The sequence below is a fragment of the Gordonia asplenii genome, assembly GCF_012933505.1.
Lineage (GTDB): Bacteria > Actinomycetota > Actinomycetes > Mycobacteriales > Mycobacteriaceae > Gordonia > Gordonia asplenii.
In genome coordinates this window covers 137,823-157,467 of the sequence record NZ_JABBNB010000004.1, presented here as the reverse complement: position 1 = coordinate 157,467, position 19,645 = coordinate 137,823, and the positions used below count along the sequence as shown (strand labels likewise).

Here is a 19,645-nt window from a genome sequence, read left to right as displayed (position 1 = left end):
GACGACTCGACTCAGCGCCAGTCGCCCAGCACCTCACCGAGGATCTCTGCCGCCTCCCGATACCGCGATGGCTCCACCGCCCCGTAGTTGAGCCGGATGAACGGGGCGGGTGACTGCGTCGGGAACCACTCGCTGCCCGGTGAGATCGACAGTCCACGGCGCAACGTTTGTGCGACGACATCATTGGGTTCTATTCCGTCGGCCAGTCGCAGCCAGAGATTGGTCGCGCCGCCGGGTATTCGGGTCAGTTCCAGCCCGGCGACACCGCGCACCTCGTCGACCAGCGCATCCCGACGTTGCTGCAACTGCCCGCGCAACCTGCGCAGATGGGTACGCCAACCTGCCCCGCTCACGACGTCGAGCGTCGCGGCCTGCAACAGAGGCGACACGTAGAGGTCGTTCACGGCGAGATCGTCTTCCAATCTGATCCGCGCGGGCCCACGTGCACAGACCGCCGCCACCCGCATCGAGAGCGACAGCGACTTGGTCAGCGACCGCAGATAGATGACGTGTCCACGGGTGTCGAGAGTCGCGACGGGCGCCGGTTCGTCGACGATGCCGAATCCACGTGCCCAGTCATCCTCGATAAGAAAGGCTCCGTGAGCTGCGACGACGTCGAGAATCTCGGCTCTGCGCCGCTGACTCCACACGATGCCGGTCGGATTGGTGAACGTCGGCTGGGCGTAGACGAGCCGCGCTCCGCGACTCAGCGCGGCGTCGAGCGCGTCCGGCGCGGGGCCGTCGTCGGCGGTCGCGATCGGCACAATCCGCAGCCCCGCCTGATGTGCCGCCGCGATGGCGCCCCAATAGGTCGGGGATTCGACGACGATGTCGTCGCCGGGTCCGGCGAGTGCCCGGAACAGCGAGGCGAGAGCGCCCTGTCCGCCCGACGCGATCGCGACGTCGGAGTCCCGCCAGCCCCCTGCCGCACCCGGGTAGTCGGAGAGCTCGGCGGCAAACCAGCGTCGGAGTTCGGGCAGCCCGGAGACCGGCGGCCGGGTGAAGGCGGTGTCGCCCTTGGTGACTCGCGTCAACGCGGCGCGCAGTTCACGCATCGGAAGCAGGTCGTCGGACAGGTAGCCGCTGTGCATCACGATCGTGTCCGGCCCGGCCGTCGCCAACGGCGAACCCACTTCGCCACGAGAAGTACGTTGTGCCCCAAGGCTCGTCGTCTGCCACGACAGGTCGACGCCGGGTACCGCCGACCGCGCGCGCCGGACGAAATTCCCTGCGCCGGGGCGGGTTTCGACGATCCCCTCACCGACCAGCGTCGCGATGGCGCGCTGAACCGTCACCGGGCCCGCGCCGAACTGCTTGGCGAGCGCCCTCGTCGACGGCAGCTTGGTTCCGGTCGCCGACTGCGCGACGACGGAACGCAGGTGCGTGGCGATACGACTACTGCTATCGTCAATCATGAAGATCAAGAATAGCGCTATCACACTTGGCCATCAACCGCTATCCGGCGGCGTCGCGTGGGGCCTCGTCGGAGTCGCCGCGTTCTCGCTGACTGTGCCGTTCACCCGTATCGCCACCCGCGAGCTCGACCCGCTGTTCGTCGGCGGTGCTCGCGCGGTCGTCGCCGGGGTGTTGGCCGCGGCGCTCCTGTCGGCCACTCGCTCGCGACTGCCCACCCGTCGCGAGCTGATCGGCACCGCGATCGTCGGACTCGGCGTGGTGTTCGGCTTCCCGATCTTCACCAGCGTCGCCCTGACCACCACCACCGCCGGCCACAGCGCGGTCATCATCGGCCTGCTGCCGATGGCGACGGCGATCGTCGCGGTCACCCTCACCAAAGAGCGGCCCGCACTGCAGTTCTGGCTCTACAGCGCCGGAGGTGCCGTATCGGTGGTCGTGTATTCGGTTGTCGCACACGGCGGAATCGGCGCGTGGCAGTCAACCGACCTCTACCTGTTCGCCGCCGTCGCACTCGGCGCGCTCGGCTACGCGCAGGGCGGCATCACCTCACGAACGCTCGGGGCGTGGCAGACGATCAGCTGGGCGCTGGTGGTTGCCCTGCCGGTGATGGTCGTGATCGGCGTGTGCGGAGCGGTGCGCGCGCAAACGCCGCTCGCCGACGTCGACGCCCACACCTGGGCGTCGTTCGCCTACCTCGGTGTGGTGAGCATGTTCCTCGGTTTCTTCGCCTGGTATCGCGGGCTGGCGCTCGGACCGATGAGTCAGGTCTCCCAGGTTCAGCTGGTGCAACCGGTGATGACGCTGGGATGGTCGGTGCTGTTGCTCGGTGAGCACATCAGCGTCGCGATGGCGCTGTGCTGCCTGGTCACCATCGGCTGCGCACTCGGAGCGGTCGGAGCGCGCGAGGTCACCTCGACCGTTTCCCGTAGCGCCGTTCGAAGCGTTCCACCCTCCCGGCGGTATCCATCCGTCGCGCCGTTCCAGTCCAGAACGGATGGGAGTCGCTCGTGACGTCGACGGTGATCAGCGGATAGGAGTTGCCGTCGGACCATTCGATGGTCCGTTCCGAGGTCGCAGTGGAACGAGTGAGGAAACGCGTGCCGGTGGTGGCGTCGGCGAAGACCACCGGGTGGTAGTCGATCTCGCCGGTGCCGGCGTAGGGATTCACGTTGGTACTCATGGTTTTTCGCCCTTCTGAGCGGGGTGGGTGGACGGGTCGGAAAGCTCGATGTCGTCGCATGGGTCGACATGCGCCATACCGAACGGATCGTCGAAGGTGTCCCAGAGTTCGGGACCACCGGCCATTTCCGCATCGGTGAGGCACGCGGCGCGCAAAGCGTGTTGAATGCGCCCGGCGTCGGGCCGGTGGACCAGCACGACGACCGCACTGTGCCGGTCGCCGTATACCGGGTCCCAGCGCAACGCCGACATCGCAACGCGCACAGGGTCTTCGAGCGATCGTTCGTCGGGTTCCAGCGCGGCGAGCCACGGGGCACCCGAGCCGATGCGCAGGCCGCCACCCGCACTGTCGAGCCATAGCGCATCGGCGGAATGAGTTGCCAGCCACAGCCTGCCCTGTGCGCTCACGACGCCGTCGAGCAACGCGTCGACCGCCTCGTGCAATCGTTGCGGGTGAAACGGGCGGTCTGAGTTGAATTCGACGAGGCGCACACCGCAGTCTTCGTCGAGCGGCGGCTGCCCCGACAACAAGGGGTCGTGCGGCCCCGACACGCGACCGCGCCGCGAGTTCGGCGGGATCGCAGTCATCAACTGCGCCAGCAAGATCGGTGTCACTCGCCGCTGCGGGAGTTCGATCATCATCGGAGCCCTGGGCACCAGGCGCCGCAGCACTGCCATCAACCGCGCCGATTCCCAGGGTTCGCGCAGCACGGGATCGCACCCGGCGACCACGAGCGCATCGGCGAAGCGCACCTGTCCGACGGCGACCTGCGCGAGAGTCCGCTCGTCGTCGTCGGGCGCGCCGGGCAGTTCTTCGTCGCCTGTCGCCGCGGTCAGCCAGGAGTCTTCGGCGACGCAGGTGATGGTGGCCCGCACGCACACATCGGCGCCCGCCGCGGCGTCGGCGAATCCCGGCATGTCGGCGACGACGACATGACTGATCGCCCAACTCACCCGTTCGGGCTCCATCGCCGGGTCCAGTTGCACCACAATGCTTTCCACTGACGATCGTCGGTGGAGCCGACGCAACATCGGTAGCAGATGGGCCCGCAGCGTGCAGGAGACACAACCGTGGTCGAGGACGAGTTCGGTCGTGGTGGCGTGCTCGTCGCCGGCGAGGTCGACGCTGCGGACCGTCGCCACCACAACTCCCTCCTCGAGTCGCGACAGGTCGTGATGCACGAGGGTCACTCCCGCGACGACCAGCGCATTGGCTGTTCGGGCAGTCGCGTCGGCGTCTAGTCCGGCGACCAGCACCACCGGGGTACGCCCGAATTCGGGCATGTCCCACCTCCGAGTCTTTGAGAACGGTTATTGGTAACGATTTCCATTTGAACGAATTCGACTGTAGCGTGGCCACACAGTTAACGCCAATCGTTTTCATTAACGAGTCGGCATCGGTCACGAGAAAGGTCACGTCATGTCCGCACACTGCCAGGTCACCGGACGCCGTCCGGGCTTCGGCAAGCAGGTGTCGCATTCACATAAGCGCACGTCACGACGCTGGAATCCCAACATCCACCGTCGCCGCTACTACCTCCCGAACGAGGGGCGCATCATCACGCTGCGGGTATCCGCCAAAGGAATCAAGACGATCGACCGCGACGGCATCGAAGCTGTCGTCGCGGCGATCCGCGCGCGAGGAGAACGGGTATGAGCCGCTCGACGGACGCTCGCCCGATCGTCAAACGCCACGTCGACTTCAAAGAGGAGCGCTGAAACCGATGGCCAAGAAGTCAAAGATCATTCGCAACGAGCAACGCCGCGCCATCGTGGCGAAGTACGCTCAGCGGCGCGCCGAGTTGAAGGCGATCATCGCCGACCCGGCCTCCAGCGCCGAACAGGTCTCCGCCGCCCGGTCCGAGCTGGACCGCCAGCCGCGCGACGCCAGCGCCACCCGCGTTCGCAACCGCGACGTCGTCGACGGTCGACCGCGGGGCTACATCGGAAAGGCGGGGCTCTCGCGCATCCGCTTCCGTGACATGGCGCACCGCGGCGAGCTGCCCGGCATCACCAAATCCAGCTGGTAATCGAGAAAGGCATTCGACCATGGGCTCCAAACGCCGCGTCCGCACCTCCGTCCCCGTCAAACCCCGGCCCAACCCGCTCGCCGGACGCACCGAACCGATCGGTTATCACGACACCGCGCTCCTGCGGCAATTCCTGTCCGACAACGGCAAGATCCGTAGCCGGCGGGTCACCGGACTGACGCCTCAACAGCAGCGTCAAGTCGCGACGGCGATACGAAATGCGCGCGAAATGGCCCTTCTGCCGTTCGGAAAGTCGTCCACGTCAGGTCGCTGAGCTGTACGTTTCACAATCCGTCGCCCGCCACTATGGATTGTGACAATGACTGTTGGTAACGTAGGAATCATGACCAGCACACTCAACGGCGGCAATGCCCAGAAGTACGTCCCCGCTCCGGCAACGGACGAGCGCGACGACTACGCGCAGCTCCTCGACGATCTCTCCGACGCGTCGGTGCGGCGAAACTTCGACCCCTACGTCGACATCGACTGGGATGCGCCGCACATGGCCGTGGTTCCCGACGATCCGCGCTGGGTGCTGTCCGCCGAGGCCGACCCGATCGGCCGTTCGTCCTGGTATCAGTCCCTGCCGCTCGCCAAACAGATCGAGATCGGCATGTGGCGCCAGGCCAACGTCGCGAAGGTCGGGCTGCAGTTCGAGTCGATCTTGATCCGCGGGCTCATGCAATACAGCTTCAAGTTGCCGAACATGGCCAAGGAGTTCCGCTACACGACTCACGAGGCCAAAGAAGAGTGCAACCACACTCTGATGTTCCAGGAGTTCGTGAACCGCTCGGGCATGGACGTTCCCGGCGCCAAGGTCGGCTACCGGATCATCTCACCGCTCGTGCCGCTGGCGTCGACGATCTTTCCCACCATCTTCTTCTTCGGCGTGCTCGGCGGCGAGGAGCCGATCGACCACATTCAGAAGGACTTCCTGCGTACCGGGTCCCAGCTGCACCCGACGATGGCCGCGGTGATGCAGTTGCACGTCGCCGAAGAGGCGCGGCACATCTCGTTCGCGCATCATCTGCTCCGTGAGACGGTGCCGGCCAAAGGCCGGGTCCAGCGCTTCCTGCTGTCACTGATGTTCCCCTTGGTGATGCGAATTCTGTGTGGCGCGATCGTGGTGCCGCCCAAGGAGTTTCAGCGACGCTTCGATGTGCCGGACTCGGTCATGAAGGACCTGTTCTGGCGTTCGGATGATTCGAAGGCCTTCCTGCACAACGTCTTCGGCGACGTCCGGATGCTCGGCGATCAGTGCGGCCTGATGAACCCGGTTTCGCGTCGCCTCTGGAAGGTGCTCGGCATCGACGGTCGGTCGTCGCGTTTCCGCAGCGAACCGCTGTACCGGGCGGCCTGATCTCCCCATGCCCCATGTTGTAACCCAGGCGTGCTGCGGCGACGCCTCCTGTGTCTATGCCTGTCCTGTCAACTGCATTCACCCGACGCCCGACGAACCCGACTTCGGCACAGCGGAAATGCTCTACATCGATCCGTCGACATGCGTCGACTGCGGCGCATGCGTGAGCGCATGCCCGGTCGGAGCGATCAAGCCGGGTCATCGACTCCCCGACGACCAGCAACGATTCCTCGATATCAACGCCGGACAGTACGGCGACTCGGTCGGCGACGTTCGCTTCCCCGTCGACCAGAAGTTCCGGCTACCGATGGCCCCGATGGGTCATCCTGAGCCACTTCGGCTTTCGGGTAACAAACCGGTCTCGGTGGCCATCGTCGGGTCCGGGCCGTCGGCGATGTACGCCGCCGACGAGCTGCTCCGGTATCCGCGTGTCGAGGTGACCATGTACGAACGCCTCTCGACGCCGTTCGGGCTCGCCAGGTTCGGCGTCGCTCCCGATCACCTCGAAACACGAAGCGTCATAAGACTTTACGACACCGTCGCACGCGATCCCCGGCTGACCATCCTGGTGAATACCGAAGTGGGCCGCGACCTCACGCTCGACGAACTCGACGCACGGCACGACGCCGTGATCTGGGCCGGCGGCGCACCGACTGATCGTCGTCTGGACATTCCCGGCGTCGACGCACCCGGCTGTGCCAGCGCCACGTCATTTGTCGGGTGGTACAACGGTCATCCCGACTTCGCCGACCTCGATTTCGACCTGTCCGGCGAACGAGTCGTGATCGTCGGCAACGGCAATGTCGCACTCGACGTCGCCCGAATTCTGACCGCGGACCCGGATTCCCTTGCGTCGACGACGATTTCGCGTCGGGCACTGGCGAAACTGCGGGAGTCCCAGGTAACCGAGGTACTCGTCGTCGGACGTCGCGGACCCGACGTCGCAGCGTTCACACTGCCCGAGTTGGTCGGCCTGGCAGACGGCCACGCCAACGTCGCAGTCGATCCGCTCGAGTTGTCCGCGATGCCGAATCTCGCTGCGGCGCAAGGTCGCCCGGGCGATCACGTCGCCGCCGAAAAGGTCGCGCTGCTGCGGGAGATCGCGGAGCGCGCGCCGCGCCCCGGCAAGGTCATTCGCTTGGCCTTCCGCCGCTCCCCCGAGGAGATCCTCGTCGGGGCCGACGGGTCGGTCAACGGAATTCGCTTCGGCATCAACGAAATCGACGCCGCGGGTAGCGCAGTAGCGACCGGCACGAGTGTCGACGTCGAGGCCGGCTTGGTCCTGACGTCCATCGGCTACCGCGGTGTTGCAGTGCCGGGCCTTCCGTTCGACGACACGCGCGGAGTGATCCCGAATGATCGCGGTCGGGTACTCGACGGCTCGACGCCGATCCGCGGCCGCTACGTCACCGGCTGGATCAAGCGCGGCCCGTCGGGCTTCATCGGCACGAACAAGACCGACTCGACCGAGACTGTCGGCATGCTGCGCGAAGACCTCGAAGCGGGAGCACTGGCGCGGGTGTAGATGCGGGAGGTCCCTCCGCTGGTTGAGCGAGCCCGCATGACACTCCACGACTCGACGATGGGCCCGCTCGCCGAGTGCGCAAGCGAGCTCGCGAGCTTGCGTGTATCGAGATGTGGCGACCCGACCTCGCCAGCCCGCCGACACGTCAGATCTGATGCCCCCCGCTCGCCGAGTGCGCAAGCGAGCTCGCGAGCTTGCGTGTATCGAGGTGTGGCGACCCGACCTCGCCAGCCCGCCGACACGTCAGATCTCTGGCCAGAAGTTCTCCAGACCCGTGAGAATGAAATCGAGCTTGACGTCGACGACGCCACGGTCGCGCCAAGACTCGCGCGGTTCGATGATCGACCCGTGATCCACCGCCTGTCTCACGCGGTCGAAGCCGGAGGTACCGCGTTCGTCAACCGTACGCAGTGCCTCCACACCGAGGTGACAGGCGAACACGGTGTCACCGATGAAGTCGAGGGCGAACATCGACTGCCCGCTCGTTTTGCCGTGCTCCGCGAGCCGCCGGGCATAGCCCTCGAGAACACCCTCGATTCGCGTGAAAGCCGGCGCGTACTCGTAGACGACCCTGCTCAGACCAGGGAAGTCTTCGCAGACTCGCCAGCATTCGTCGGCCCACAGGACGAGGACATCACGCCAGTCCGCATCGTCGTCTGGAAGCCGGATTCCGGCGGCGATGTGGTCTAGGCACGCGACGACGATCATCTCGCGCGAGGCGAACCGACGGTAGATCGCGGCGGTGACGACCCCCAGCCTGCCCGCGACCGCGGACATGGTGAACCGGTCGAGCCCTTCGTCGATCGCGGCCGCGATGACATCGTCTTCGGTGAACGCGGGCTTTCGACCGACCTTCCTACCTACCGCCCTCGCCGTGGCATTACCGGCGCGCGCGTTATGAGCCATACATCAAGGCTAATTGGTCAGTTGCCACCCCTGCGCACTCTGGAGCCGGTGCCAGAATCTCGCGTAGGTACCGCCGCCGTCGAGCAACTCAGCGTGCGTGCCCTGCGCTTCGATTCGCCCGTCGCTGTCCAACGCGATGATCGTGTCAGCCCTCGCGATGGTCGCCAGGCGATGAGCGATGATGATTACCGTTGCCTTTTCGCGCAGTTTGTCAACGGCCGCGACGATGTGGGCCTCGTTCTCGACGTCGAGCGCCGACGTCGCTTCGTCGAGAAGTACGACCGGCGCCTTCTTGAGCAACGCGCGTGCGATCGCGACGCGCTGCCGCTCGCCACCCGACAGTGCTCGCCCACCTTCGCCGACCCGCGTGTCCCATCCGTCTGGAAGTCGTTGCGCGATCTCCGCGACGCCGGCGAGTTCGACGGCTTCGGAGACCTCTGCCTCGGTCGCGTCGGCCCTGCCGAGACGAACATTGGCCATGAGGGTGTCGTCGAAGAGGTACACATCCTGGAAGACCATCGACAACTGTCCCATCAGCTGTTCGGTCGTCTGCTCCCGCACCGGCGCGCCACCGACCAGCACCCGGCCGCCCTGGACGTCATAGAATCGCGAGATCACCCGTGCGACAGTGGTTTTACCCGCACCCGACGGTCCGACGAGTGCCGCCATCGACCGCGCGGGAACTGTCATCGACACATTGCGGAGCGCGGGCGCGGCGTCGGGCGAATACGAGAACGTCACGTCGTCGAGTTCCACCGCGCCCGGCGAACAGAGTACGGCCGGCACCTCCGGTTCGGGTAGCGCCTGCGCGGTCAGGACATCGTCGAGTCCGTCGAGCAGCGGACGTCTGGACTCCAACGCCATGGCGCTGGTGGTGATCGCCGACAGCGTCGAGGTGAAGCGCAGCGCGAGTCCGATGAACGCCAGCGCGGGAATCGGCTTCAGGGTGCCGTCGACCGCGAGTGAGCCGGTCACCGTGATCAGGACGACGACCACCCCTTGCGTGACCATGCCGCTGAGCAGCATTCCGACCGTCTCCAGCCACAACGCTCGGGTCTTCGCGCCGTACGCGGATTCGAGTGCTCGGTCGAGTGCCGGATAGTGGTCGCTGCGCCCACATGAGCGAATAGCGCCCTGGCACTGTGCGTATTCCACCACGCGGTCGGCGAGCACGATTTCCGCGGGCTCGTGAATCGCCCGCCCCGTGCGCATCAGCGCCGTGGACGCCAGTGTGATGAGAACGAACACGGGTATCGCCACGGTCAGGATCAGACCGAGTGCGGGACTCCAGAACCACGCCGCGATGACGATCACGACGGCCGCCGTCGTCCGGGACAGGAGTGGTCCGAACATGTGCGCGAAGATCTCCCCGGCCGACATCAACTCGGACGACACCATCCGCGACAGCGCGCCGGCGAGCGGCCGCGCAAACCAGCCGAGCGGCTGCTTGGCAACCTGATCGCCGACGAGGCGGTGCAGACTCAGCAGAAAGTCAAGAGCGACAGCATAGTTGGCGCGTTCAGCCAGATAGTTGAGACCGAAACTGGCCGCCGAGGCGATCGCGAGAATCCATAACCACCCGGCGAAACCGAGTCCCCACACGGCGCTGCCCTGTGCCAGCGCGCTGATGGTCGGCAACACCGCGGCGAGGGCCAAGCCCTCCACCGCACCGACGGCGATGCTCGCCGCGACGGCCGGACGCATCTTCTCCGGATGCGAGATCATGCGTTGCATCCGCGGCACGATGTCGATGAGCGGGAGTGTCGTCATCGTCGGTCTCCGTCCAGGTCGGCGGGCGCGGTATGTGAGACTCGTGCGTCAGCGCCGGTGTTTCGCCACAATCGTGCGTAGTCGGGGTCGTCGCGCAGTTCGTCGTGAGTTCCGATCGCGCTCACTCGTCCGTCGTTGACGACGATGATTTGATCGACGCCTTTGATGACCTCGGGCCGATGAGCGATCACCAACACCGTCTTGCCTCGTGCGAGGGCCGACAACGCCTGCTGGATCTGATGCTCGGACTCGGGGTCGGTGAGGGCGGTCGCCTCGTCCAGGATCAGAACGGGTGCGTCGACCAGGAGGGCCCGCGCGATGGCGATGCGCTGCGCCTGCCCACCCGACAGTCCGGCGTCGGCACCGTAGACGGTGTCGAAACCTCGTGGTAGCGCTTCGATCTCGTCGAGGATGCGAGCCGCTCGTGCCGCCGTGCGAATATCGTCGTCGGTAGCGTCGGGGCGGCCGAGCGTGATGTTGTCGCGGATGCTGATGGTGAGCAGTTGCGGGTCCTGCAGGACGAAACCGACATGCGAGTACAGGTCGGGCAGGGCCGCGATCGGCACGTCGCCGATACGGACGGTGCCCGATCGTGGGTCGTCGAAACGGGCCAGCAAGGTGGCGATGGTCGACTTGCCGGAGCCGGACGGACCGATGAGCGCTGTCACCGATCCCTGCGGCAGTACGAAACTGACGTCGTCGACAGCGAGGGGCGCATCGGCTTCGGCGGTGTAGGAGTAGCTCACATGCTCGAAGGTGACGTCGTGGCAACGGGGCTCTAGGCCGACCTCGCCGTCCGGCAGAGTCGGCGTATCGAGGAGCTCCACGAGCCGCAACGCGGACGCGCCCGCGATCTGTTGTGCCCACATCGAGTTCATCAGCGTCTCGAGCGCATACGGGATCAGCAGCGCGATGAGAGAGGTTGCGAGCAGGTCCGCGGCGGTGACGACGTCGTGGTGGACCAGTATCGACCCGACTCCGAGGTTGATCAGCAGCACCAGCGGAACCGCGAGGAATGACGTGCCCAGGGCGGAGACCCGAATCAGCGGCTTGACCCAGTCGGTGTAGAAGTCGTAGAAGTCGTCGGCCGCGTCCTGGTATCTGCGGTGCGCGCGGCCCACCTGACCGAAGGCCTTCACCACCACGATGCCGGTGACGAACTCCACCATCCGCGCCGACACGGTCGACAGCCGTTGGTCCAACTCCACTGTCTTGCGGCCCATGCCGCGCAACGACATCGACATCGCGGCGACGTAGAGCGGGATGGTCGCGATCGCCAGCAGTCCGAGTCGCCAGTCGACGATGAACGCGTAGACCATCAACGCCACCGGCATCACGACGGCGTTGGTTCCGTCGACCGGCTGGTGTGCGATGAGTTGGTGGATGGTGCCGACATCGTCCTGCAGCGCCTTGCGAACCCGGCCGGAATTGGTCGACGTGAACCACGCCAGCGGCACTCTCGCGAAACGCTTCACCATCCGCAACTGGATGATGTGGCCGAGCTTGATGTCGGCGAGGTGGGTGACCAACAGTGCGATGAAGTAGGACAGCAGCCGTAACGCGAAGGTGAGGACCAGGATCCGGATCCACCGTCGGACCGCGTCGTCATCCACGGCCGCACCTGAGTTGTAGGACGCCAGGAGCACGTCACCGATGTGAACCAGAGCGACATACGGAAAGACCGCGAAGATTCCGGAGATCACCGCGAGGATGCGTCCGGCGGTGAGTCGCACCGATACCGGCTTCATCAGCTCATTGAGGGCGCGTGCTCCTGCTTTTTGTTGCGCTTTCGGGTCATCGGTCCCGGCCGAATCGTGAACCGGGTCCTGAGATACGGCGTGCGCGGGCGCAGTTGTCGACATATGCGTTTCCCTGTATTGGTTAGGCTTACCATACCTAATTGTGAACGAGGTTCACTTTAAACGCGCAGCCGACGATAAACAAGGGGATCTCGCCCCTCAGAACTCGCTCACCAATACCGCGACGGTTCCCGGCTCCAGCGCGTCGAACATGTGCTCCAGGTCGCCCGCGTAGCTCATGTAGTCTCCCGGCGACAGCTCAACCGCGTGATCGGTCGGGCCCACCAGCGCACGGCCCGTGCTGATGATCACGTGCTCGACGACCCCGCGCGCATGGGGTTCGGAGATGCGTGGCTTACCGGGCTCTGCTCGAATCACGTAGATGTCGCGACGCGTCCCCGGGCGGGCCGCCGACATCAGGGTCGACGAATAGTCGTCCGCGTCACCGGCTTTGATGGTCGGCCCCTCCCCGAGTCGGATCACCTCGACGGTCGGCGTGGGAGCGTCGACGAGCGCGGAGAATTGAATGCCGAGCGCCAAACTCAGCGCCCACAGCGTCTCCACGCTGGGGTTCCCTTCCCCACTCTCCAGCTGTGACAGGGTCGACTTTCCAATACCCGCCCGACGGGCCAACTCGGTGATCGACAGCCCCGCTCGACCGCGCTCGCGCTTCAGCGCGGCAGCGACGAGCTGTTGAGGCGTCGTCTTCGACCTTGCGTTCGTCATACCGGCCGGTTGTTCATCTTGACGGATCTCACCCATAGGTCCATCATAATGTCCATGCGTTCAGTATGGAGAACAGTTCCCCGGGATCTGCTAGTCATCGCGGCATCGATATGGGCCATCGGCGCGTCGTACGGAGCGGCGGCACACTCGATCGGGCTGGCCTGGTGGCAGATTCTCCTCATGGCGTCGGCCGTGCTGGCCGGCTCGTCGGAGTTCGTGTTGATCTCGGTGGTCGCCGGCGGCGGTCTTCCGATCGTCGGCGCACTGGCCGGACTGCTGGTGAATGCGCGAAACATCTCATACGGCCTCTCCGCGGGCCGCTATCTGCCGGGTGGGATACGCGGACTGGCGTTGGCACACTTCGTGAACGACGAGACCGCGGTCTACGCGGCTCCGCACCGCGATATCCGTTCTGCACGAACCGCTTTCGTGATCTGCGGGATCGGAGTGGCGATATCGTGGCCGCTCGGCGCACTGACCGGCAGTCTGATCGGACAGATCATCTCGCCGGAGACTCTGGGGCTCGACGCCGCGTTCCCCGCCCTTTTATTCGCGCTCGCGGTCCCCGCACTACGCGACCGCGAAACCCGTTGGGCCGCATTGTTCGGCGGCGGTGTCGCCGTCGCCACCGCGGGATTCATCACCGCGGGTCTACCCGTTGTCCTCGCCTTGCTCGGTGTTCCGCTGGGCTGGGTGGTGACCCGGCGTCGAACCTCCGACGCCGCCGAACCGAGCGACCGAGAATTGGCGACACGATGACCGAATGGCAATTCGCCGGTGCCGTAGCACTTTTGGCCGGTGGCACCTACCTGATGCGGGTCGCGGGCACGGCGCTTCGAGCGCGGCTCGACCTCTCGCCCGCTACCGAAGCGGTGATGGAACGCGCGACGATCGTGCTGCTGATGGCCGTCGCCTTGACCAGCACGCTGTTCGTCGGCTCCGACCTCGCCGGGCCGGCCCGCCCGATCGGCGTCGCGGTCGGCATCCTGGCAGCGGTACTCCGTGCACCGCTAGTCGTGGTGATCGTCGTCGCCGCGGCAACGACGGCGGTGCTGCGGGTCGCCGGCCTGGCATAGCCTCCGCATCCGGCACAACTACATCCAGCACAACGGCCCAAGTCCGACCCGGCGAGACGGGTGGGTTGGGCCGTTGAGTCGGATGTATGAGGCTAGGCCTGGCGAGCCGGACGACGGGCGCCCTGCGCGGCGCCGCTACGACGTCGGCCGGGCTGGTGCCCTGCGTTCGACGATCCGCCGCGACGGTTGCCCGCCGAGCGGCCCGACGCGCTGTGGCCGCTGCCGCTGCGGCTCTCCGCGGAGCCACCGGACCGGCGGGACTGACCGCCCTCGCCGGTGGAACCGCCGCGACGCGCTCCGGCGCCACCACGGTTGCCCGACGGCCGGCCACCACCGTTGCGCCCGTTCGATGCTCGTCCGTTCGACGACCGTCCGCCACCGGCGCGTTGCTGCGGTGCCTGCGCGGCGGGCTCCGGCTTGACATACGGTGCACGCTCGCCGACCAACTCGTCGACGACGGCGGACTTCGCGTCGACGCGCTGCGGCTTGACGTCGATCTTGGCCTTGTTCAACAGCTTTCGCAGGTCGCTGCGCTGTTCGGGCAGGCAGAGGGTGACGACGTCACCCTCGCTTCCGGCACGGGCGGTGCGGCCCGAACGGTGCAGGTAGGCCTTGTGCTCGGCGGGCGGATCCACGTGCACGACCAGCTCGACGCCGTCGACGTGTACACCGCGGGCGGCGACGTCGGTCGCCACCAGCACCCGCGCGCTGCCGTCGCCGAACGCCGCGAGGTTCCGATCACGTTGCGCCTGAGACAGATTGCCGTGCAGGTCGACGGCGGGGATGCCCTCGGCGGTCAGCTTCTTGGCGAGCTTCTTGGCCTGATGTTTGGTGCGCATGAACAGGATTCGCCTGCCCAGACCCGATGCCAGTTCCTGCACGAGGTCGTTCTTCTCTGCGGCAGAAGCGGTTTCGTAGACGTGATGGGTCATCTGCGCGACCGGCGAGTTGGCCTCGTCGACCGAATGCAGGGTCGGATCGTTGAGGAAGCGCTTGACGAGCTTGTCGACGCCGTTGTCGAGGGTCGCCGAGAACAGCAGCCGCTGACCGTCGGCGGGCGTCGCGGCGAGGATGCGGGTGACGACCGGCAGGAAGCCGAGATCGGCCATGTGATCGGCCTCGTCGAGCACGGTGATCTCGACGTCGTCGAGTCGAACGATCTTCTGTCGCATGAGGTCTTCCAGACGGCCCGGGCATGCGACGACGATGTCGACGCCGCGGCGGAACGCCTGCTCCTGGCGTGCCTGCTTGACCCCGCCGAACACGGTGGTGACGGTCAGGCCGACGGCCTCAGCGAGCGGGCTGAGCGCTTCGGCGATCTGGGTCGCGAGTTCGCGGGTCGGCGCGAGGATCAGTCCGGTCGGGGCACCCGGCTTGCGGGTGACCTCCAGTTCGGCCAGGCCCGCGGCCATCGGGATGGCGAAAGCAAGCGTCTTGCCCGAGCCGGTCTTACCGCGGCCGAGCACGTCGTCGCCCGCGAGGGTATCGGGCAGGGTGTCTGCCTGAATGGGGAATGCCTCGGTCTTTCCCTGCGCCGCAAGCACTTTCACGATGGGTGCGGGCACGCCGAGGGACTCGAAGGTGGTACTCAAAACTCTAAACTGCCTTTCCGGCAACATGATTCACCGCGCGCATCGCAGCTTGTGGCTGCGCTGCAACGATCCGGTGGAATCGAATGGCGAAGGCGCAGGTGTGCGCATTCGTTCGCCGTATGAAGTCATCACCGCCGGGCTGTCCGGCTCAAAGAAGCGTTCTACGACGCGTGATCGGCGCCGAAGCGCGGATCAATCATCTCTAAGAGTACGCCACGGTAACCTGAACCGCGAATTTCCACGGTGAGGCATACGCCACTGTGGGCGGGGTCACTAGGTGATTGATACGGCGGCGATCCAGCGGCGCGGGGCGGGGATTGCCGCTCGGGCGCCGACGAAATTCTGCCCACTCCACCCCTTGTGGAGTGTCGCGGCTACACGGTGTGGTGTTGCGGCCTCGCGCCCCGAGCGGCCGATTGCACTCTGCCCCGTCACCGGCGCCGGGGGAACATTCACCCCGCCACCGCTGAGCAGGCAGTTTCCCATCGGTGCCAGGGACTCTGCGACTGCCACCGCGATTGACGCGACACCGACACCCACGCCGAACGCTCACACAACCATCCCCGACTTGCAACAGCCACACCACCCGCCCCACCAGTGACACCGAACCGATTCACCCTACGACCGCCATCACGTGGCGACCGAAAATAGACGCGACTCTCCCCTAGCCCAGCGCGGCGTCGCGGGCGTCGATCATGTCGCGGCGGGAGGCCGAGGTCAGCAGATCGAGGTCGCCGACTTCCAGTGCCCCGGAGTACGTCGGCGTGGTGACATGGGCTACGCCGATCGCGCGCAGCATGACCTCCGCACGTGGCGTCACGGTGGACTTGAGTCCGAACCACGCGAGGTAGTCCTTCACCGGCATCGCGCCGTTGTACATTATCGAGTTGTTGATCCGGGCGACCGCCCATCCGATGGCCGCGGCACTGCGATCCACCGACGCCTTGCGGCGAAACACCGCCGGATCGGCGGTCGCGACACGAGAAAGCAAGCGGCGCATCGCCGTTCGGTGTTCGACGTCGAACAATGCGTCGGCGCACTCGTCGCAGCGTCGGCTGATCTGCCGCACGATCTCGACGATGTCGTCGGCGACACCCGTTACGTCGAGCTCTTCATCGGGAAGCTCGATCTCGTTGAGCGACAACAGGTTCTCCCAGCTGCCCGCGCGCCGCTCCGCGCTTTCCAGACGCATTTCGGCGAAATCAGCCCGGTAACGGGCAATGGACAAATCATCCGCGAGGGGTGACTCGGGCAGGGGCTCGGCCACGTTCATCTGGCTCCGCACCAGCTCGGCCAGCATCAGGGCATTGTCCTCCGCGGACGGCTGTGGGCGAGCGATCTCGTCGCGGTACTCCGGTTCGAGATGGTCGATAGCGACCAACGTTTCGGCGATCCCGCGAGCACTGATCCCGCGGACCCGGCCGCAGTATTTGACGAAGGCGCGCAACACCTTCGGCAGCTTCGCCAGGTTCTCCGGTTTGTCGGCGACTTTGCGCGGAAACAAATAGAGCATGATGGTCTCGACGACGGCGGGGCTCCATCGCATCGGGTCGTTCGAACACATCCACAGCAATGGCTCGAAGATGCTGCGCTCCACCGGATCGAGATCACGACCTTCCGGCGACGCGAAGAAGTCGTCGGTGAGTACGCGACATTCCGATTCGTCCCACAGTCGCCGCTCACGAGCGACGCCGCCGGCGGGCAGCAGTCGCAGCAACCATTCGATCAGTGGTCGGGCCAATGGCCACGTGTCGGATTCCGGTGGCGGCAGGATGTGCATACCGACGTCGATGGCATCCTCGATGGTGGCCCGCGCGTCCGCGGCGTCGACGCCGGCGACTGTCAAACCCGCCGCTTCAGCGCCGCCGTTGCGGTATCGGTCGACGGTCTCCGCGTGACCCATGTCGACGACGAAGGCGTCCTTCACCGCCGACCCGAGGTTGTGATCGATGTAGGCGATCACAGTCAGTTCGTACCCCGACTGCAGTTCGACGGTGAATATATAGTTCTCCCCGTCCCCGAGCTCATGGCTGACAACCATCACCTCGGATGTCACGCGCACCGCGTCGAGGCCGATCAACCAGTCAGGCATCGGGTGACGCCGACCGGCGAGTTCGCGGGCGATCCGCCCGCGCAGCACGTCGTCGGACACCATCGCCCGCAAGACGGTCAGTGCCGCCGTGGTTTCCGCGAATTTGGCCTGACAGAAGGCCTCGACGAGCGTTTCGATCGTCGGTTCGTCGGGTGAGGGGCGATAAAACGGGTCGCCCCGATGCGACGCCGCCTCGACCAAGCCGCTCAAGTTCATGAACATCGCGAGGGCGTCGTCGGCGCGCAGGGGTCCACGCAGCGGCGCGAGCATCTCGGCGTCGGGAGCCGATGGAGTAGTGCGCGGCTGGCTGCTGGGCACCACTCGCAGATGCCGTTTCTGAGTCTTCCGCCCGTTCCGTTTACCCACGACCGGCCACTCTAGTCGTTCTCGGTCCGCATCCGCAGACTGATCTCCTCGGCGTCGAGCACGGCGAGCTCGTGAGTGAGCACCGACGCGCTGTAAACCCCCTCGTCCCGCAGCTGCAGGAGCTCGGTGCGCTGGCCTTCGATCATCGTCAACCGCGCTTTGATGAAGTTGGCGCGGGCGATCGGCGTCAGGTGGTGTTCCTCGTCGTCTTCGTGTTCAGCGGTCTTCATGTATGCGCCGAGCCGCTCACGCAGCCCGGGAATCGAGTCGAGGACGCCCGACTCGGCGATCGCGCGTTGTGCGGAGCCGCGCATCTCCAGGTGCAGACGGTCCCGTTCGGACTCCTGCTCCGACGATGTGTCGGGAAGGCGCAGGGCGCGCATGAACCACGGCAGGGTGCCCCCCTGGATCAGCAACGACGCCGCGGCGACGGTGAATGCCGTGAGGACCAGCAGCGACCTCGACGCCGTGTCGCCCGGCAGGGTCTGCGCGGCGGCGACGGTGACGACACCGCGCATGCCGGCCCACACCACCAGCGCGCCCTCTTTGCGGCCCAGTGGCGCCGACAGGTAGTAGTCGATGTCGGCGAGTTTGCGGTTGACCCGCGAGCTGAACCGCGCGACCTGTTCGGGCGAGTGAAGCTCGTCACCGTCGACGGCCTTGCGGCCGAACAGTTTTCGCTTGGGTAGCGCCACCGGCTCGCCGTCGGTCGGGGTCAGACGTTCGCCGAGGTCTTGAAGCCGGGGTTTGATGTTCTCGCCCCGGCGTGCACTGCGCGACAGCGCATAGACCAGCGGCCCGACGAACACCGCCCGGACGACGAGCGTGACGAGCAGCGCCGCCAGCCCCACCCACAGGGCGACGGTAGCGCTCTCGTGTTCTTCGCGGACATGCCCGAGCAGCCCCCACAATTCCAACCCCATCAGGAAGAAGACGCCGCCTTCGAGGAGGAGCTCGACGGTCCGCCAATTCTCGGTGTCGGACACGCGGTGGCGTGGTTTCAGATACTTCGCCGCGCCACGCCCGGTGACGAGCCCGGCCGCGACAGCCGCGACCAGCCCCGACGCACCCAGATGCTCGGCAGGCAGATACGCCACATAGGGAACGGTGAAGGAAATGGCGGTGTTCACCGTCGAATTGGCGATCCGGGCGCGCGCCCACAGGTTGACTCCGCCGACGACAAGGCCCACCACGACGGCGGCGACGACCGCCCACACGAAGTTCAATGCGACCCCGCCGAACGAGATGCCGCCCGCCATCGCCGCCACCGACGCACGCAACAGGACCAGCGCGGTGGCGTCGTTGAGCAGGCTTTCCCCTTCGAGCACCGCCACGACCCGCGACGGCGCGCCCAACTTCTTGACCATCGCGGTGGCGACGGCGTCGGTCGGGCTGATGATCGCGCCCAGCGCGATGCCGGTGGCGATGTTCACCCCGGGAATCAGGGCACTGAGAATGAAGCCGAGTACCACGGCGCTGAGCACGACGAGCACCACCGAAAGACCGCTGATCGCAGTGAAGTCCCGGCGGAAATCCATCGTCGGCATCGACACGGCCGCCGAATACAGCAGCGGCGGTAACACACCGACGAGGATCCACTCCGGATCCACCTCGATCGCCGACACCACCGGCAGAAAACTGATGGCGACGCCGAGCGGCACCAGGATCAGCGCGGGCGCAACGGCCAGTTTGGGGCCGACTGCGTTGGCCGCGGCCACGATCAGGATGCCGATAACGGCAAAGGTGATGAACTCCACGCCCATCACCTTTCCGCAATCAGCGCCGCGGCGCCGGGTAAAACACGCGGA

18 protein-coding genes are annotated in these 19,645 nt (G+C 66.1%); 8 read left to right on the top strand and 10 right to left on the bottom strand.

Annotation, left to right across the window (positions count from 1 at the left end; genetic code table 11):
- Nucleotides 1–11: 11 nt before the first annotated feature.
- Nucleotides 12–1,415, bottom strand: a complete 1,404-nt coding sequence (locus HH308_RS05225; RefSeq protein ID WP_170193127.1) for an aminotransferase-like domain-containing protein — start codon at nt 1,413–1,415, stop codon at nt 12–14.
- Between HH308_RS05225 and HH308_RS05220 the strand changes: the two genes are divergently transcribed.
- Nucleotides 1,414–2,427, top strand: a complete 1,014-nt coding sequence (locus HH308_RS05220) for a DMT family transporter (RefSeq protein ID WP_170193126.1) — start codon at nt 1,414–1,416, stop codon at nt 2,425–2,427. The genes HH308_RS05225 and HH308_RS05220 overlap by 2 nt on opposite strands.
- Here HH308_RS05220 and HH308_RS05215 read toward each other — a convergent pair.
- Nucleotides 2,324–2,596: a type B 50S ribosomal protein L31 gene (locus HH308_RS05215; RefSeq protein ID WP_170193125.1), complete on the bottom strand. Its 273-nt coding sequence runs from the start codon at nt 2,594–2,596 to the stop codon at nt 2,324–2,326. The genes HH308_RS05220 and HH308_RS05215 overlap by 104 nt on opposite strands.
- Nucleotides 2,593–3,879: a ribosome hibernation factor-recruiting GTPase MRF gene (gene mrf, locus HH308_RS05210; RefSeq protein WP_170193124.1), complete on the bottom strand. Its 1,287-nt coding sequence runs from the start codon at nt 3,877–3,879 to the stop codon at nt 2,593–2,595. The genes HH308_RS05215 and mrf overlap by 4 nt, the downstream gene beginning before the upstream one ends.
- A gap of 136 nt (nt 3,880–4,015) precedes the next feature.
- Here mrf and rpmB point away from each other — a divergent pair, with 136 nt between their 5' ends.
- The 5 genes from rpmB to HH308_RS05185 all read left to right on the top strand — a co-directional run bounded on the left by rpmB (nt 4,016) and on the right by HH308_RS05185 (nt 7,510).
- The gene (gene rpmB / locus HH308_RS05205) at nt 4,016–4,252 is read left to right on the top strand and encodes a 50S ribosomal protein L28 (protein ID WP_170193123.1); all 237 of its coding nucleotides are present in this window, start codon (nt 4,016–4,018) and stop codon (nt 4,250–4,252) included.
- Nucleotides 4,253–4,319: 67 nt separating this feature from the next.
- Nucleotides 4,320–4,625 (top strand): 30S ribosomal protein S14, encoded by a 306-nt coding sequence (rpsN, locus tag HH308_RS05200; RefSeq protein WP_170193122.1) that lies wholly within the window; start codon nt 4,320–4,322, stop codon nt 4,623–4,625.
- Nucleotides 4,626–4,644: 19 nt separating this feature from the next.
- The gene (rpsR, locus tag HH308_RS05195; protein ID WP_170193121.1) at nt 4,645–4,899 is read left to right on the top strand and encodes a 30S ribosomal protein S18; all 255 of its coding nucleotides are present in this window, start codon (nt 4,645–4,647) and stop codon (nt 4,897–4,899) included.
- A gap of 69 nt (nt 4,900–4,968) precedes the next feature.
- Nucleotides 4,969–5,985: an AurF N-oxygenase family protein gene (locus tag HH308_RS05190; RefSeq protein WP_246284244.1), complete on the top strand. Its 1,017-nt coding sequence runs from the start codon at nt 4,969–4,971 to the stop codon at nt 5,983–5,985.
- A gap of 7 nt (nt 5,986–5,992) precedes the next feature.
- On the top strand, nt 5,993–7,510 hold the full coding sequence (locus HH308_RS05185) for a 4Fe-4S binding protein (protein WP_170193119.1): 1,518 nt from the start codon (nt 5,993–5,995) through the stop codon (nt 7,508–7,510).
- Between the two features lie 243 nt (nt 7,511–7,753).
- Here HH308_RS05185 and HH308_RS05180 read toward each other — a convergent pair whose 3' ends face one another.
- The 4 genes from HH308_RS05180 to HH308_RS05165 form a co-directional block, all read right to left on the bottom strand.
- Nucleotides 7,754–8,416, bottom strand: coding sequence for a TetR/AcrR family transcriptional regulator (locus HH308_RS05180; protein WP_170193118.1), 663 nt, complete (start codon nt 8,414–8,416; stop codon nt 7,754–7,756).
- 9 nt (nt 8,417–8,425) lie between these two features.
- Nucleotides 8,426–10,186 carry an ABC transporter ATP-binding protein gene (locus HH308_RS05175; protein WP_246284242.1) on the bottom strand — a complete coding sequence of 587 codons (1,761 nt, stop codon included), beginning with the start codon at nt 10,184–10,186 and terminating at the stop codon, nt 8,426–8,428.
- Nucleotides 10,183–11,934 carry an ABC transporter ATP-binding protein gene (locus HH308_RS05170; RefSeq protein WP_246284240.1) on the bottom strand — a complete coding sequence of 584 codons (1,752 nt, stop codon included), beginning with the start codon at nt 11,932–11,934 and terminating at the stop codon, nt 10,183–10,185. The genes HH308_RS05175 and HH308_RS05170 overlap by 4 nt, the downstream gene beginning before the upstream one ends.
- A gap of 210 nt (nt 11,935–12,144) precedes the next feature.
- Nucleotides 12,145–12,711, bottom strand: coding sequence for an XRE family transcriptional regulator (locus HH308_RS05165; protein WP_246284273.1), 567 nt, complete (start codon nt 12,709–12,711; stop codon nt 12,145–12,147).
- A gap of 54 nt (nt 12,712–12,765) precedes the next feature.
- On the opposite strand from HH308_RS05165, the gene HH308_RS05160 reads away from it, so the two are divergent.
- Together HH308_RS05160 and HH308_RS05155 are read left to right on the top strand one after the other, a co-directional pair.
- Nucleotides 12,766–13,470, top strand: coding sequence for an AzlC family ABC transporter permease (locus HH308_RS05160; RefSeq protein WP_170193115.1), 705 nt, complete (start codon nt 12,766–12,768; stop codon nt 13,468–13,470).
- A complete protein-coding gene (locus HH308_RS05155; protein WP_170193114.1) occupies nt 13,467–13,787 on the top strand; it encodes an AzlD domain-containing protein in 321 nt (106 codons plus the stop codon). Before HH308_RS05160 ends, HH308_RS05155 begins: the two co-directional genes overlap by 4 nt.
- A 92-nt stretch (nt 13,788–13,879) precedes the next feature.
- Here HH308_RS05155 and HH308_RS05150 read toward each other — a convergent pair whose 3' ends face one another.
- The 3 genes from HH308_RS05150 to HH308_RS05140 all read right to left on the bottom strand — a co-directional run bounded on the left by HH308_RS05150 (nt 13,880) and on the right by HH308_RS05140 (nt 19,594).
- Nucleotides 13,880–15,379, bottom strand: coding sequence for a DEAD/DEAH box helicase (locus tag HH308_RS05150; protein WP_246284238.1), 1,500 nt, complete (start codon nt 15,377–15,379; stop codon nt 13,880–13,882).
- Between the two features lie 664 nt (nt 15,380–16,043).
- Nucleotides 16,044–17,837 (bottom strand): hypothetical protein, encoded by a 1,794-nt coding sequence (locus HH308_RS05145; RefSeq protein WP_170193112.1) that lies wholly within the window; start codon nt 17,835–17,837, stop codon nt 16,044–16,046.
- A gap of 11 nt (nt 17,838–17,848) precedes the next feature.
- Entirely contained in the window at nt 17,849–19,594 is a 1,746-nt protein-coding gene (locus HH308_RS05140; RefSeq protein ID WP_312870388.1) for a cation:proton antiporter, read from the bottom strand.
- Nucleotides 19,595–19,645: the final 51 nt, after the last annotated feature.